The organism is Acinetobacter sp., from assembly GCF_036666595.1.
In the GTDB taxonomy this organism is placed as follows: Bacteria; Pseudomonadota; Gammaproteobacteria; order Pseudomonadales; family Moraxellaceae; genus Acinetobacter.
The window spans coordinates 179,789-195,008 of the sequence record NZ_JAVWVO010000002.1 but is presented as its reverse complement, the minus strand read 5'-3'; the positions used below and the strand labels follow the sequence as shown (position 1 = coordinate 195,008).

Genomic DNA, 15,220 nt, shown 5'->3' with positions numbered 1-15,220 from the left:
TAAACATGACTGATCCTTGATCAACGATTAAGAGGATAACGCCGTTGACTAATATTTCTGGGACTCAATCGGCAGCTAAACTGCAAAAAACGCTAGGTCTCTGGCACATCATTATTATTGGTTTAGCTTATATTCAACCAATGACATTATTTGATACTTTCGGTTTAGTATCAGAAGAAAGTCATTATCATGTGCCAACGTCATATATCATTGCTTTAATTGCAATTTTATTCACGTCGATCAGTTATGGTCACATGATTCGTCGCTACCCTTCCTCGGGTTCCGCCTATACCTATGCGCAAAAATCTATCCATCCGAATGTCGGATTTATGGTCGGTTGGTCATCATGGTTAGACTATTTATTGTCTCCAATGGTCAACATCATTCTTGCCGTGATTTACCTTGAAGCCTTATTCCCTGATGTAAACCATTGGGTCTGGGTGGTTGGTTTAACTGCATTTATGACCGCGGTCAACTTACGTGGTGCACGCTTCGTTGCAAACTTTAATGGTTTGATCGTTTTTGTACAGTTGGGTGTGATTGCTTATTTCACGTGGATGGTTTACAGCTTGCTTGCTGGTGGCGTCAACGCAGATGGTACTTTGGTCAATGCGAAATATCAGTTATGGAGTTTAGAGCCATTCTGGAATGAGCTTACTTCACTGGGTGCCTTGATTACAGGTGCAACTTTACTGTGCTTCTCATTCACTGGTTTTGACTCGCTCAGCTCGCTTGCAGAAGAAACAAAAGATACCGAGAAAACACTACCTAAAGCGATTTTCTTAACGGCACTTTTGGCCGGTGTGATCTTTATTATTAGCACCTACTTCATGCAGATTTACTTCCCGAACGATCCAAAGACTTACTTTGAAGATGTTGCTGCAACACAGCCTGACATTTTACAAGCCGTCGGTGGCGTTGCGTTTAAAACGGTAGTGTTGTACTTCGCAATTGTGACTGTTATGGCATCGGGTATTTCGGCACATGCAGGCGTTTCACGTTTAATGTATGTGATGGGTCGTGATGGCGTAATTAACAAGAAGATTTTTGGTCATATTAGTCCGAAAAGCTTTACACCGTCTTATAACATCCTAATTGTAGGTGCTGTGGCGTTAACAGCTGGCTTCATGGACTTGGACATCGTCATTTCAATGATCAGCTTCGGTGCGTTAACTGCATTTACCTTTGTAAACTTATCGGTGATTTCACGATATGCACTACGTGATGGCCGCACAAAGAATATTAAAGATATCTTTAGCTTTGTGGTGATTCCAATGTGTGGATTCCTCAGTATCTTTGCTATGTGGCTAGAAATTGAAGAAACCGCGTTGAAATTCGGTTTATGGTGGGCAATGTTTGGTATTTTATACTTAGGTTATAAAACCAAAGGCTTTAAGCAACCTGCACCACAACATAATGAATTTGACGATCCGCTCTAATCTTTCATTAAAAAAGAAAAAGACGCCAAGTGCGTCTTTTTCTAAACTAGAGCTAAAAAACTAGCCCTTAAATTGCTTGGTTATTTTGGCAATACGTTGCGCATAGACTTTTGTGGTTTCGAGATCCCCGGTTGGGATTTCATCCGTACTTGCATCGGATGGTGATTGCACCAACAAGCCTACAGAACCACCCAAATTATTTACATCTTGACGGGTTGCCGCTTTACTATTGGCAGGCAATAAGCCCAAGCTTACCCAAATACCGCCATGCTGCGATGCAAGTGTTTGTAGTTGAATTAAGGTCACTTGCTTATCACCATTTAAGCTTGCACTATTGGTAAAGCCACCGAAAATTTTATCTTGCCATGCACGAGTAAACCATTTTTTTGAAGATGCATCGGCAAACTTTTTAAATTGCCACGGTGCAGTACCCATATAAGTTGGTGCACCAAATACAATTGCATCAGATTGATCCAATGTCTGCCAATCTTGCTCTGAAATGTCGCCATTTGGGTCAATCTCCACCAAATTTGCACCAATTTCTTGCGCAAAAGTTTGTGCAATCACTTTGGTATGTCCATAGCCTGAATAAAAAACCACTGAAATATTCGACATTTTAGTTTCCTCTTTTGAATCAATTGATTGGCATTGCTTCGTCAAGCATGACGCTGCGTAAACCATTAAAAATAAACAGTATGAAATATCTTAAACACTTGCCTGATCGGGCTTAAGTTTCACATAACTTGCCACTTCAGCACTTAAACCTTGTTTAAGCTGTTGAGTCTTTTCTCCAACTAAAACCTCATAAGCATTTTGCTCGATGCCTTGAAAGATTTCTTGAGCCACTGTTTTTGGCGCAATCTTCGGAATGGGTAATGAACGAGTCAGATCTGTGTCAATAAAACCCACATGTACCCCCATGACCTGAATATTAAATTGAGACAACCACTGACGACTTGAGTTGGTATAGGACCATGCTGCCGCTTTAGAAATGGCATAACTGGTCAAAACAGTGCTTGGCTCCCATGACACATCCGAGAGAATGTTGACCACATAAGCCTGTTGATTCTTTTGCAAGATCGGAGCAAAAATTTGCGTCACTCGCATTAAGCCCAACAAATTGGTTTCCAAAATCTTTTGCGTAGTCGTGATAATACTGGCATCGACAGGATGTTCATTCAAAAGCGCAATGCCCGCATTATTCACAAGAATCGTGGTATCTGCGCATTGTTCTGCTGCCTGTTGAATAGATGCTTCAACATTTAAATCGAGTTGAATCGGGATAAGCCCCTCTTCCTGAAAGCTCCCAATCTGGCGCATACCCACATAAATCTTTTTAGCGCCCTGACGGCGGGCCTCCCGAGCGATGGCAAGTCCCAACCCACGATTTGCACCCGTAATAAAAACAACAGCCTCTGAAACTTTCATCATGTGATCCATCCAATTGCCAGTATCTTGCGAAAGCGTAGTCTGATGACAGCGCTGCATTAAGTCTGTATTCATGATACACTTATGAAACCTAGTATCAATTAGTTACCACTTGGTAACTGGTCAAATACAAGGCATGAAAAGCAAAAGAAGGCAGTTTGAGGATCTTTTTAAAGTGAATAAGCCAATGAAATTTAATATTTTTCATCCAGATTGCCCTGCTCGTCTTTTTTTTGAAAAATTTGCAGACAAGTGGATTTTATTGATTGTGTATACGCTGGATCAAGAGTCACAACACTTTAATGAGCTCAAAAAAAATGTTTTAGGTATTTCACCTAAAGTACTGTCACAAAAATTAAAGATCTTAGAGCGCGATGGTTTTTTGACGCGAACCATTCATGAAGACAATGTGATTCGCGTGGAATATGCGTTAACCGAGATTGGCAAAGACTTTGCTCAAAATGCCTATCAAATGAAAGATTGGGTCGAAGCCAATATGCTTAAAGTTTTAAAGTCCAGAGCGGGATTCGATCAAAAGCTAGAAAAAACAGAGCCCGCTTAAGCGGGCTCTATCACAGCAATTTGATTAGGCTAAAGGCTTAAAACCCTGCTGACGCCATGCTTCATACACAATCACGGCTGTCGCATTGGATAAGTTCAAACTGCGCGAGTTTTCAGCCATGGGCAAACGAATCCAATGCTCTTTTGGAAACAGCATACGAACCTGTTCAGGCAGACCACGTGTCTCAGGTCCCATGAGTAAAGCCACGGGGCGATTCAAATCCGAAGTATGCGGCGTTTCCGTTCCTTTGGTGGTTAGAGGATAAATCGCGTTTATATCGACACCTTTTTCAGCTAAATTCGCTAAACACTCATCGAATGTTTCCCAAATTTGCATGCGCGCCCACTCATGGTAGTCCAAACCTGCACGTTTAAGTTTTTTATCATCCAGTTCAAAGCCGAGAGGCTTAACCAAATGCAGCTGCGCTCCAGTATTGGCACATAAACGAATGATATTGCCTGTGTTTGCAGGAATTTCGGGCTCGTATAAAACAACATGGATCACAGCTTTTCTCTACTCTTTCAATATGGCAATAATTAATCTTGCCACTGTAATTGTTCACGCAAACTCACTACATCACCAATGATGGTCAATGTAGGCGCTTGAATATGATTTTCTTCAACTTTTGATGCAATATCCGCTAAGGTTCCGACCAGCACTTTTTGTTCTGGCGTGGTACCTTTCGAAATCAAAGCAACTGGCATGTCTGGGCGCTGGCCATGCTCAATTAACTTTTCACAAATTTTTTCTAAACCAACCAAGCCCATGTACAGCACAAGTGTTTGATTTTGATAAACCAACTCATCCCACGGTAACTCAGGCGAACCTTCTTTTAAATGCCCCGTAAGGAAACGCACGCTTTGTGCATAATCGCGATGTGTCAACGGAATGCCTGCATAAGCCGAACACCCCGAAGCGGCAGTAATCCCTGGCACCACTTGAAATGGTACACCCGCGGCAAAAAGTTCTTGAATTTCTTCACCACCACGACCAAAGATGAAAGGATCGCCGCCTTTTAAACGGCAAACACGTTGACCTTTTGAGGCATATTCCACTAGTAAGGCATTGATGCCTTCTTGCGGTACAGCATGGTTAGAACGGGCTTTACCCACATAAATTTTTGTTGCATCGCGACGGCAGAGTTCCATAATCGCAGGAGAAACCAAACGATCATAAATCACCACATCGGCTTGTTGCATCAAACGCAATGCTTTAAGGGTCAACAACTCAGGATCACCTGGACCTGCACCAACCAAATACACTTCGCCTTTCGGGGTTTTCCACTCCAACAGTGCTTGTTCGATTAAACGATCTGCTTCTGCAAGATTGTCATGAAAAACCTGTTCTTTCAGGGGACTTGCATATAAGTCTTCCCAAAAAACACGGCGCTCGTCAGGATTGGAAATCTTCGCTTTCACCGCTGCACGCCATTTTCCTGAAAACTCAGCCAGCTTACCCATCCCATGTGGAATACTGGTTTCAAGCTGGGTTCTAATTTGGCGAGATAAAACGGGGGATGTGCCATTGCTGGCCACTGAAATCACCAAAGGTGAACGATCGACAATGGCAGGAACCATAAAACGGCAATGTGGTGGATCATCAACACTGTTGACCAGTATTTTCAGCGCTTCACAGTCCTCAAAGACTTGAGTATTCACTGCATAATCATCTGTTGCAGCAATCACTAAACGATAGTCATTGAGTTGAGTCTGCGCAGGATATAGCGCTTGGATATATTGCCCTTGGCTTTCTTCAACCAGTTGCAATAAATTTGCATCAATATCAGGAGCAATGATATGAATCACTGCCCCTGCTTTATGTAACAACACTGCCTTACGGTAAGCAATATGCCCACCACCGACAATCAGACAAGGTTGCTGTTGCAACTTTAAAGAGATTGGAAAAATATCCACACACGACCTCAATGAGTTTTATCTGACTGTCTTAAAGCAATTATTGTGCACAAAATTGTGCAGTACATCGACTTTATTAGTCGATGTACTCAGCACCGCCCATATATGGACGAAGCACGGTCGGAATTTCAATCGAACCATCAGCACGTTGGTAGTTTTCCATGACCGCAAGTAAAGTACGGCCCACAGCCAAACCTGAACCATTCAGCGTATGTACAAATTCAGTTTTCTTTTGGTCTGCACGGTAGCGTGCTTTCATACGACGCGCTTGGAAGTCCCCCATGTTTGAACATGAAGAAATTTCGCGGTAAGTATTTTGACTTGGTACCCAAACTTCAAGATCGTAAGTTTTAGTTGCACCAAAGCCCATATCACCACCACAAAGAATGATCTTACGGTACGGCAAACCAAGTGCTTTCAAGATCCCTTCAGCATGACCTGTAAGCTCTTCAAGCGCTTGCATTGAGTCTTCAGGTTTAACAATTTGTACCATTTCAACTTTGTCGAATTGGTGCTGACGAATCAAACCACGTGTATCACGACCATACGAACCCGCTTCACTACGGAAACATGGGGTATGTGCTGCATATTTCAGTGGTAAACGGTCTGCATCAATGATTTCATCACGCACGAAGTTGGTTACAGGCACTTCCGCAGTTGGAATGAGGTAATACTCTTTTTCACCTTGTAATTTGAATAAATCTTCTTCAAATTTAGGCAATTGGCCTGTACCACGGAGTGAGTCAGCATTGACTAAATACGGTACATAAGCTTCGGTATAACCATTTTCCAAAGTATGCGTATTCAACATGAACTGGGTAATCGCACGTTGTAGACGAGCAAGTGGCCCTTTAAGCACACTGAAACGAGAACCTGTCAATTTGGTCGCAGTTTCAAACTCAAGACCGCCCATCCACTCACCTAAGTCAGTGTGATCTTTAATTTCGAAGTCAAACGTACGCGGCGTACCCCATGTGAGGATTTCCACGTTATCGCTTTCGTCTTTTCCTTCAGGAACAGACTCATCTGGCAAGTTTGGAATACTGAGTGATTTCGCTTCAAGTTCAGCTTGTAATTCAGACAAAGCGACTTCTGCCGCTTTGATTTCATCACCAATCGCTGACATGCGCGTCATAATTTCAGATGCATCACCACCAGCTTTTTTAATTTGGCCAACTTGTTTTGCACCCGAATTACGTTCAGCCTGAAGAGATTCAGTTTTGGATTGAATCTCTTTACGGCGAGCTTCTAGTGATGCCCATTCTTCAACATTCAGTTGTACACCACGTTTTGCTAAGGCTAAATTTACAGCCTCAATATTATTTCTGAGTAATTTCGGGTCGATCATAGCCAATCTTTTGCAAAGAAAAAAACTGGCTATAGTGTAAGCGCTTCAGGCCGAAAAATACAGTCACGCTATCACTAGCTGTGGCTTATTACAGCAATTTTCATGGCTTTTCTTTGTTCGCTTTTTCTCGTTCAGCTGCATAATCGACAAAACTTGGCAAATATTCCGCCTTAATTAAGCCGCTGGCTTGTTGATACGGTAAAACCAATTCAGACATCCCTTCTGCATAAGAGGCTAATTCATATAATGGATAGACGAACACCACACCTTTAGCACTCATATAATAATTGTCAGTCAGCTTCAATTGCTCACGTGAAATATTATGATCGGACAGCCACATGCTATTGGCACTATATAATGCATCTAATAATTGAGACTCCGTCTTATCCACCACAATGTCACTCAGCGCAACCCGCTTTTTTGTTGCCAAATCTAAGGTGATGTATTCATTGTGATACATGCCATGCGCGGCACGCGCTGGATAGTGATAATACATCAAGACAAAATCAGCATATTTGCCACGCTGCGCCACATAACGGACATCAGATAAAGTTTCACTGAGCATGTTTTCTTCGATTTGTTGCTTTGCTTGCTTCGAGCTTTCAAACGCCACAGGATTGGCTTTTTTCATCCGCTCATCAAAATATTGATTGATCCATGGAACATTAGTTTCCAAGCTGTACAGCTGGTATTTCGTACATCCTTCTTCATCACAAGCAATAGAACGCGCCAATTGTAATGGTCGAACTTTTGCCTCAATCAGTGGCAAAGTCTGTGTGACTTGAGCTGGTTTAGTTGTCTCTTCACTTTTTGCAGCGTTACTGTCATTTTGTGGCTGGCATGCGCTGAGCAATCCCGCGCACAACATCATTGCGAAGACAGATCCAATTTTATTGTTATGAAGTAATATCATGATTTACCCGCAGTTAAGTATTCAATAGCACAGACTATACAAAGCACAGCCATAACTTCCCACCACGTTATGTAACTGAACTTGATCCAATAAAAAACCACCCGAAGGTGGTTTTGAACAACAGACTCATATTATTGGTCAATAATGTCTGTGCCTTTAGGCGGAGTAAAGTTAAAGGTTGAAGCTGGAATATTGGTATTTACCTTGGTGTTATTAAAACGCACATAGGTGGTTTGTCCCAAAGAATCTTCTAAGATCATTAGCGTCGGCGCATTTTTCGCACCAAAACTAATCGTTAAGCTTTGAAATGCACCATCATCGCTTTTTGGGTACAAGGTATAGTAGGTTTTGCTCTGATTTGGTTGCGTAATACGATATGACTTACGAATCTGTTCCGTATTCCCTGACAATAATAGTGCAGGTGTATTCGCCACCTGTTCATCTAAAGTTTGACGAACCGCTTGCTGTAAGTCTGGATCATAAATCCATACCGTTTTACCCGAAGTTACAATGGTTTGTTTCGCAGGGCTTGTGGTTTCCCAATAGAATTTCCCTGGACGCTCAACTTTCATCACCCCTTTAAAGGTCTGATTCATGTGCTGGGCAGATAAACCTTGTTTCTTCGGCGCTTTAGATGAATTTGTGACTTTGGTGGTTTGTTCAAAGTTAGAACTGATACTTTGGATACCACTCAACTGTTTCACTAAACTCGTCGTGGCTTGTTGCTCCGATGCTGCAACCGGAGCTGCAAATACTGTACTGCTCATAACAGGGCCAAGTGTTACTACACCCACTGTCATTGCATATAAAGTCTTACGAAGCATTTTCATAATCTCACCTTTTATAATTTGCGCAGTCGCAATTTGTTAGATGAGCTATCTTAAATCAAATTTTATGGCTAATAATTGAGAATATAAGAAGATTTGTATATTTATTGGTGCTTAATGTTGTGAAATATCCATCATGATGAAGATAAGATGTGCTCTTTACATATAGAAAAGCCTCTGAATGTGCAGAGGCTTTTCTAACTGAGGTTAAGAGTTATCACTGTCATTTCCATTGCCAACCAATTGCTGCACCTGCACCGAAATCACCTTCACTATTGGTTGTCACTGCGATTTTATACACATATTTATTACTATCAGTCACACCACTGAGACCAAAAGCATAACCTTGCTCACCTTCCCATGTACCCACACCAGCACTAAACATATTGTAGCCAGCATCTGTCGGTTGCGGTAAAGATGCTATCGCAATACTTGATGCAACTGCTGCATAGGTTCGATCTTCGAGTTTTCGCATGTCTCTGTTCAAGGCATTTACACGGCTATCGGTATAAGCATTTGCTTGGTTGAGAGTTTGTTGCCCAACTTGGTTCACATAGGTTTTTGCTTCATTCAAGATGTAGGTATCAGCAGCATCCATCACTTCTTTAGAGATCCCATTGGTGCCATTTGCACCTTTAAGACTGGCTAACCATTGAGTAATGCTACCCTCAAAACCATTACCAACTGCAACATCATAAGCACTAAAACCTGTTGCACCTGTCATCCCTGTATTACCCATATCGCCTTTTAAGCTCGCGAGCCATTCAGTGATGCTACCGTCAAAACCATTAACTTGCGCAACTTGATAAGCATTATATCCTGTCGCTCCCGTTTCACCTTGGATACCTTGTTCGCCTTGTGCTCCAGTTGACCCTGTCTCACCTGTGGCACCCTGGATACCTTGTGCACCCGTTGCTCCAGTATCACCTTTATCGCCTTTGGCTCCTGTGGCACCCGTTGCTCCAGTAGCACCTGTTGCTCCGGTATAACCCCTGTCTCCTTTATCACCTTTGGCTCCTGTGGCACCCATTGCTCCAGTATCACCTTTGTCGCCTTTATCGCCTTTGGCTCCTGTGGCACCCGTTGCTCCAGTAGCACCTGTTGCTCCGGTATAACCTCTGTCACCCTTATCACCTTTGTCGCCTTTATCACCTTGTGCACCTGTAGCACCCGTTGCTCCAGTAGCACCTGTTGCTCCGGTATAACCTCTGTCACCCTTATCGCCTTTGTCGCCTTTATCACCTTGTGCGCCTGTAGCACCCGTTGCTCCAGTATCACCCTTTTCACCTGGGATACCTTGCGGCCCCTCTGGACCTATTGGTCCTTGTGGACCCATAGGACCTGGAGTTCCAGAACCATGGCCATGTCCGTTACCATTGCCATTTCCATGCCCGTTGCCATTACCATGTGACCCATGACCATACCCATTTCCGTTACCATGTGACTCGTGCCCTTGTCCTTGCCATTGATGATTATCCCCCTGAGTTGCCCATGCTGCATTCCCCATGGCCAATAAAATACTCAACAACAATAATTTCGGAGTAAGTCTCAGATTAGCAACAACGCTCTCGCTCTCAATGTTTGATCTATGAGAAATGCGCAGCACTGTCTCTTTCATCATATGGTTTTGTTCAATTTGACTGTCTTGTTTTGCAACAGAAACCATATGGCAGCAGGATTTTCCCAAGACTTTTGTGAATATTTTGTTCATATCTGTCTGCCTTTCTTTTAGTTTTGTTTTTCTATTACACTCTTATTTTTTGTGACATACATCACCATTTATTGGTATTTGGTGTTTCATTTCAAAATTAAAAATACAAGAAAAATAAGCTAACCATATGAATAGACGAAAAAAAACCCACAAAATGTGGGTTTTTCTTACTATTAAAACTTACGCTTCAACAGTTACGTAGCGACGGCCAAACTGACCTTTCACTTCGAATTTTACTACGCCGTCAGCGGTTGCAAACAAAGTATGGTCACGGCCCATACCAACGTTTTGACCTGCGTGGAATTCTGTACCACGTTGACGAACGATGATGTTACCAGCAGTCACAGATTGACCACCGTAAATTTTAACACCAAGCATTTTAGGGTTCGAATCACGACCGTTCTTAGTCGAACCACCGGCTTTTTTAGTTGCCATGTCTCATTACTCCTCGTGATTAGCCTGAAATAGCTGTAATTTTCAACTCAGTGAACCATTGACGGTGACCTTGTTGTTTACGGTAGTGTTTACGACGACGCATTTTTACAATACGGATTTTGTCGTGACGACCATGGCTAACTACTTCAGCAGTTACAGTAGCACCAGCAACAACTGGAGCACCGATTTGAATGCTGTCGCCATTTACTAGCATTAATACGTCATCAAACGTAATAGTTGCGCCAGTTTCAGCTTTCAACAATTCAACTTTAAGGGTTTCACCCTCTACAACACGGTGCTGTTTACCACCGCTTTGGATTACTGCGTACATAATGTACTCCAAACATGCCCGTGTCGTCGTGCCGATAAAGGAAGATATCGATCTTAATACGAACGCCACTGGGGTTAATCAAGGGCAAGGATTTTAAGTGATATTGACTCAAACAACAAGAGATTTGCCGAACTTATTAGACTAAATTAACGATTATTTAATAATCGAGAAAAACTTAATCAACAAATTACAGTTCAACTCTGGCTTGACTTTGCTTACAATGAAATAGATTTTTAAAATCAATCCGCTATAGTATGGATGAATTGATTTTTAAAATGTAAATAAGCCTACAAATGCAGTACGCTTATACATTGGGGAAATAAGGAACTGTCTTTAGTAAAATATAGCCTCGCACTCTAGCGAGTCTTATTTATGATTGAAATGAATCATTTAGACATGTACTCCTATTTACACAATACTGGTAATGCTGATTTTTATCACTTTATATAGATGAGGCCGCTCTTCAAATGACCATCGACTTTAAGCAAGATATTCTCGCCCCTGTAGCTCAAGACTTTGCCACGATGGACACATTTATTAATGAAGGCATTACCTCTAAAGTGGCATTGGTCATGGCGGTGAGTAAACATGTGGTTGAAGCAGGTGGCAAACGCATGCGTCCCATTATGTGTTTATTGGCTGCCAAAGCCTGTGGTGCAGAAGACCTGGAACGCCAGCGCAAACTTGCTGCAATCATTGAAATGCTGCATACCGCAACCTTAGTCCATGATGATGTGGTCGATGAATCAGGCTTACGTCGTGGTCGCCCAACGGCTAACGCGACTTGGAATAATCAGACCGCGGTACTGGTGGGTGACTTTCTGATTTCACGTGCTTTTGATCTGTTGGTCGATCTCGGTGATATGACCTTACTCAAAGATTTTTCTACAGGGACTTGTGAAATTGCCGAAGGTGAAGTGCTACAACTTCAAGCACAGCACCAGCCTGAAACCACAGAACAAACTTATTTAGATATTATTCACGGTAAAACGTCACGTTTATTTGAACTAGCAACTGAAGGTGCAGCCATTCTTTCAGGTACACCGCAGTACCGTGAACCGCTGCGTTTATTTGCAGGCCACTTTGGCAATGCCTTTCAAATCATTGATGATATTTTAGATTACACCTCAGATGCTGAAACATTAGGTAAAAATATTGGCGATGATTTAATGGAAGGTAAACCGACTTTACCGTTAATCTCAGCATTGAAAAATACAACAGGTGAAGAACATGACATTGTTCGTCGAAGTATTGCGACAGGTGGAACAACAGATCTTGATCAAGTCATTGCTATCGTAAACAATTCTGGCGCACTGGATTACTGTCGACAACGGGCGCATGAAGAAACCGAAGCCGCACTTCAAGCTTTACAGGCTTTACCTGACAGCCAATATCGTCAAGCACTGGTCAATTTAACCCAACTGGCTTTACATCGAATTCAATAACAAATGTTGCTTTAAAATGTTTTTAACTTGCCTATGCATATAAAATTTAATGATCTTTTTTCTCAAATGCAGCAACAGCTTGAGCAACCTCAAGCTGTTTTAAATGATCAACTTTTAATTGAGTTGGTGGAGCGTATTCGTCCAACGGATGCGTATCAAACCGATGAAATCCATCAAAAATTTCAAGCGCTCATTCAAGCATTACTCATCACTCCCGATGCCGCATCGACCTTACAAAGCTTTGTGCTGCGGCTTATTTCCCAATATAAACAAACCAGTCTTTATGCCGACACAGGCATCTTGTCTTTAGATGGGTTCTGGAACCAATTGTCGCAGCGTTTAGGGGCACATTTTCTCCCGCTGATTAATGACGAAACTCAATTGCAAGATTTAGTCCGTCGCGTTTTTCCCAACCGAAGTGACAAATATTGGCTCGATAACATTAAAGACAGTGACTGGCTACAACTGCTGAACCTGCTCAATCACGGGCATGCCAATCAAAAAGAAAAAGTCAAAATTCGCAGTGAAGTGATTAAGGCCATTACGGTGCTGTCTTATCGGATTAGTGGTATTGGTTTATATCCAGAGTTTATTAATGCGCATCCTGAACTGACCGAATATGAATCGCCTTTTTTAGTGCAGAACCGCGAAATTGTTGAGTTCATTCAACAGTATAAAAAGGCACATCAAGACGCAGAAACCTCTAGTGTGGTTGCCCCACCCGACGCCTCTCAAGCACTGGTCATGATTGAGCAGTGTCGTGATGTGGTATTGAAAATTCGTCGTGCGACCAAACGCATTGGGGTTAGTGTCAGTTTAACCTATCTGATTTCATTACTTGAGCAATGCTTAGACCGTGTCGAACTGTTACTCAATTTAATTGTAGAAGAAGGCGAAGCACACTATGAAGCGGTGAGCCTGCTCTTAGTCGACATTACCGCTGCGATTTATAGTGAACGGAGTGTGCGCTCTTTACTGACGACCAATAGTGAACTGATTGCTTTACAGGTGACTGAAAATGCCAGTAAAACGGGCGAACACTATGTAAGTACAGACAAACAAGGCTTTTTAGCCATGTATAAGTCGGCAGCAGGTGCGGGTGTCATTATTGCAACCATGGCCACCCTGAAAATCTTGTCGGCACGGATGATCATGGCGCCGCTCATGCAAGCCTTTGTTTACAGCATGAATTACTCATTGGGGTTTATGCTGATTCATGTGTTGCACTTTACCGTGGCAACCAAACAACCAGCGATGACAGCGGCAGCACTCGCGGCAACTGTACAACAGCGCAAAGGTTCAAAAACAGCACAAATTGCTGAATTAGCAGCGCTGATTATTAATATTATTCGTACGCAATTTATTGCTATTTTGGGCAATATCTCAATTGCCATCCCTGTTGCCGCCTTTATTACATGGGCATGGGCAACTGGTATGCACGAACCGCTACTCAACCATGCAAAAGCGGCGAAAGTCTTACATGACTTAAACCCTTTTACCTCTTTGGCCATTCCGCACGCTGCGATTGCGGGTGTCTGTTTGTTTTTATCGGGACTTTTGGCGGGTTATTTTGACAATATGGCGGTTTATCGCAAAGTTGGCCCTCGTTTAAAAGCACACCCTCGTCTCAAAACAATTATGGGGCAAGAACGACTCGATAAATTTGCAGGCTATATAGAACGCAACTTAGGTGCGTTGGCGGGTAATTTTCTGTTCGGGATTATGTTAGGAAGTATGGGAACCATTGGTTATATTTTGGGTTTACCACTAGATATTCGCCATATTGCCTTTGCTTCAGCAAACTTCATTCAAGGCCTGATGAATATTAATGGTAGCCCTGAGATTGGCTTGATTATTGTATCTTTCCTCGGGGTACTCGCTATTGGTCTGACGAACTTATTTGTTAGTTTTACCCTCACGATTATTGTGGCTTTACGTGCACGTCGGGTCCGTTTTGAACAGTGGAAACCGTTAGCAAAATTGGTTTTAACCCATTTTCTAACGCGACCAAGTGACTTCTTTTGGCCACCGAAAGTACCTCTTGAAGTAGATGAAAGTTCGAACAATACAAAACACCATACAAAATGATTTTGTACCGATTTTGAGCTCTTGTTACACTGTGAACAAAATTTTATACATGATTAATCAACACTTGAATTAAAGTGTACTGGTGAGTACACTTTAACCCAGTAAATAACCGCGCTTAAATCAGTTGAAATGACACGAGTTCCAGCATGCCTTACTTGTTGCTTTTTATCGGTATTATTTTATTTATAATCAGTGCATTAGCTCTAAGCATTCAACCATTCACAGCTTTAGATCTGGCGATGGTCGAATATTTCAGCACATTAAGAACTGAGCCTATAGATAAACTTGCAATACTTTTATCGGCACTCGGTGGCATGCCGTTTGTATTATTTCTAACCACTCTATGGTGTTTCCATCGTGCATGGTATAAAAAGTATAGAGATGTTGTTTTTATTGGTTTAGGCGTTGTTGGAAGTATTGCTTCTGCTTGGCTACTTAAATTTCTAATTTCAAGACCACGCCCACCAGAAATGTTTCACCTAGTGACGAGCTATGGTGCTTCCTTTCCGAGTGCGCACAGTATGTATGCTGCCACTTTGGCGTGTCTTGCCATTTTCTTAAGTCGACCATTTCCTGCACATCGTTATGTTGTATGCATTGCTCTTTTATGGATGCTGATGATGGGAATTTCAAGAGTCTATCTTGGAGTACACTTCCCATCCGACGTTCTCGCAGGTTGGAGCATTAGTATTATCTGGATTTCACTGCTTTACATCTTGTGTGGCAGATATACCCAATTAAATACAAATTATTTTTAGATAAGAATCTAATCGAGGTGGA

At 42.3% G+C, this 15,220-nt stretch carries 15 protein-coding genes; 5 read left to right on the top strand and 10 right to left on the bottom strand.

Annotated elements, in window-relative coordinates:
• The first annotated feature begins 44 nt into the window (after positions 1-44).
• On the top strand, positions 45-1,439 hold the full coding sequence (locus RR876_RS04110; protein ID WP_005400375.1) for an APC family permease: 1,395 nt from the start codon (positions 45-47) through the stop codon (positions 1,437-1,439).
• A gap of 60 nt (positions 1,440-1,499) precedes the next feature.
• Here RR876_RS04110 and RR876_RS04105 read toward each other — a convergent pair whose 3' ends face one another.
• Positions 1,500-2,054 (bottom strand): flavodoxin family protein, encoded by a 555-nt coding sequence (locus RR876_RS04105; protein ID WP_332476632.1) that lies wholly within the window; start codon positions 2,052-2,054, stop codon positions 1,500-1,502.
• A gap of 90 nt (positions 2,055-2,144) precedes the next feature.
• Positions 2,145-2,927: an SDR family NAD(P)-dependent oxidoreductase gene (locus tag RR876_RS04100; protein WP_332476719.1), complete on the bottom strand. Its 783-nt coding sequence runs from the start codon at positions 2,925-2,927 to the stop codon at positions 2,145-2,147.
• Between the two features lie 115 nt (positions 2,928-3,042).
• Here RR876_RS04100 and RR876_RS04095 point away from each other — a divergent pair, with 115 nt between their 5' ends.
• Complete coding sequence (locus RR876_RS04095) at positions 3,043-3,429, top strand: helix-turn-helix domain-containing protein (RefSeq protein WP_004695464.1); 387 nt, start codon at positions 3,043-3,045, stop codon at positions 3,427-3,429.
• A 24-nt stretch (positions 3,430-3,453) separates the two neighbouring features.
• On the opposite strand, the gene RR876_RS04090 is transcribed toward RR876_RS04095, so the two are convergent.
• The 8 genes from RR876_RS04090 to rplU all read right to left on the bottom strand — a co-directional run bounded on the left by RR876_RS04090 (position 3,454) and on the right by rplU (position 10,907).
• Positions 3,454-3,933 (bottom strand): tRNA (cytidine(34)-2'-O)-methyltransferase, encoded by a 480-nt coding sequence (locus tag RR876_RS04090; RefSeq protein WP_010327328.1) that lies wholly within the window; start codon positions 3,931-3,933, stop codon positions 3,454-3,456.
• Between the two features lie 32 nt (positions 3,934-3,965).
• Positions 3,966-5,342: a siroheme synthase CysG gene (gene cysG / locus RR876_RS04085; RefSeq protein ID WP_332476633.1), complete on the bottom strand. Its 1,377-nt coding sequence runs from the start codon at positions 5,340-5,342 to the stop codon at positions 3,966-3,968.
• Positions 5,343-5,418: 76 nt separating this feature from the next.
• Positions 5,419-6,690, bottom strand: coding sequence for a serine--tRNA ligase (serS, locus tag RR876_RS04080; protein ID WP_004695457.1), 1,272 nt, complete (start codon positions 6,688-6,690; stop codon positions 5,419-5,421).
• A 100-nt stretch (positions 6,691-6,790) separates the two neighbouring features.
• Positions 6,791-7,603 (bottom strand): RsiV family protein, encoded by an 813-nt coding sequence (locus RR876_RS04075; protein WP_332476634.1) that lies wholly within the window; start codon positions 7,601-7,603, stop codon positions 6,791-6,793.
• 131 nt (positions 7,604-7,734) lie between these two features.
• A complete protein-coding gene (lolA, locus tag RR876_RS04070; RefSeq protein WP_004695452.1) occupies positions 7,735-8,433 on the bottom strand; it encodes an outer membrane lipoprotein chaperone LolA in 699 nt (232 codons plus the stop codon).
• A gap of 220 nt (positions 8,434-8,653) precedes the next feature.
• Positions 8,654-10,141 carry a YadA-like family protein gene (locus RR876_RS04065; protein ID WP_332476635.1) on the bottom strand — a complete coding sequence of 496 codons (1,488 nt, stop codon included), beginning with the start codon at positions 10,139-10,141 and terminating at the stop codon, positions 8,654-8,656.
• Positions 10,142-10,321: 180 nt separating this feature from the next.
• Positions 10,322-10,576, bottom strand: a complete 255-nt coding sequence (gene rpmA / locus RR876_RS04060; RefSeq protein ID WP_004695443.1) for a 50S ribosomal protein L27 — start codon at positions 10,574-10,576, stop codon at positions 10,322-10,324.
• Between the two features lie 19 nt (positions 10,577-10,595).
• Positions 10,596-10,907 carry a 50S ribosomal protein L21 gene (rplU, locus tag RR876_RS04055; protein WP_004695441.1) on the bottom strand — a complete coding sequence of 104 codons (312 nt, stop codon included), beginning with the start codon at positions 10,905-10,907 and terminating at the stop codon, positions 10,596-10,598.
• Positions 10,908-11,374: 467 nt separating this feature from the next.
• Here rplU and sdsA point away from each other — a divergent pair, with 467 nt between their 5' ends.
• From sdsA to RR876_RS04040, 3 genes are all read left to right on the top strand, one after another.
• On the top strand, positions 11,375-12,352 hold the full coding sequence (sdsA, locus tag RR876_RS04050) for an All-trans-nonaprenyl-diphosphate synthase (protein ID WP_332476636.1): 978 nt from the start codon (positions 11,375-11,377) through the stop codon (positions 12,350-12,352).
• A 33-nt stretch (positions 12,353-12,385) separates the two neighbouring features.
• Entirely contained in the window at positions 12,386-14,440 is a 2,055-nt protein-coding gene (locus tag RR876_RS04045; RefSeq protein ID WP_332476637.1) for a site-specific recombinase, read from the top strand.
• A gap of 146 nt (positions 14,441-14,586) precedes the next feature.
• Positions 14,587-15,198 carry a phosphatase PAP2 family protein gene (locus RR876_RS04040; RefSeq protein WP_332476638.1) on the top strand — a complete coding sequence of 204 codons (612 nt, stop codon included), beginning with the start codon at positions 14,587-14,589 and terminating at the stop codon, positions 15,196-15,198.
• Positions 15,199-15,220 lie beyond the last annotated feature (22 nt).

Excerpts from the sequence above, each read along its gene's own strand:
- lolA (WP_004695452.1), bottom strand. The coding sequence starts at position 8,433 with ATGAAAATGCTTCGTAAGACTTTATATGCAATGACAGTGGGTGTAGTA.
- sdsA (WP_332476636.1), top strand. The coding sequence starts at position 11,375 with ATGACCATCGACTTTAAGCAAGATATTCTCGCCCCTGTAGCTCAAGAC.
- RR876_RS04100 (WP_332476719.1), bottom strand. The coding sequence starts at position 2,927 with ATGCAGCGCTGTCATCAGACTACGCTTTCGCAAGATACTGGCAATTGG.
- RR876_RS04075 (WP_332476634.1), bottom strand. The coding sequence starts at position 7,603 with ATGATATTACTTCATAACAATAAAATTGGATCTGTCTTCGCAATGATG.
- rplU (WP_004695441.1), bottom strand. The coding sequence starts at position 10,907 with ATGTACGCAGTAATCCAAAGCGGTGGTAAACAGCACCGTGTTGTAGAG.
- RR876_RS04065 (WP_332476635.1), bottom strand. The coding sequence starts at position 10,141 with ATGAACAAAATATTCACAAAAGTCTTGGGAAAATCCTGCTGCCATATG.
- rpmA (WP_004695443.1), bottom strand. The coding sequence starts at position 10,576 with ATGGCAACTAAAAAAGCCGGTGGTTCGACTAAGAACGGTCGTGATTCG.
- serS (WP_004695457.1), bottom strand. The coding sequence starts at position 6,690 with ATGATCGACCCGAAATTACTCAGAAATAATATTGAGGCTGTAAATTTA.
- RR876_RS04040 (WP_332476638.1), top strand. The coding sequence starts at position 14,587 with ATGCCTTACTTGTTGCTTTTTATCGGTATTATTTTATTTATAATCAGT.
- RR876_RS04045 (WP_332476637.1), top strand. The coding sequence starts at position 12,386 with ATGCATATAAAATTTAATGATCTTTTTTCTCAAATGCAGCAACAGCTT.
- RR876_RS04105 (WP_332476632.1), bottom strand. The coding sequence starts at position 2,054 with ATGTCGAATATTTCAGTGGTTTTTTATTCAGGCTATGGACATACCAAA.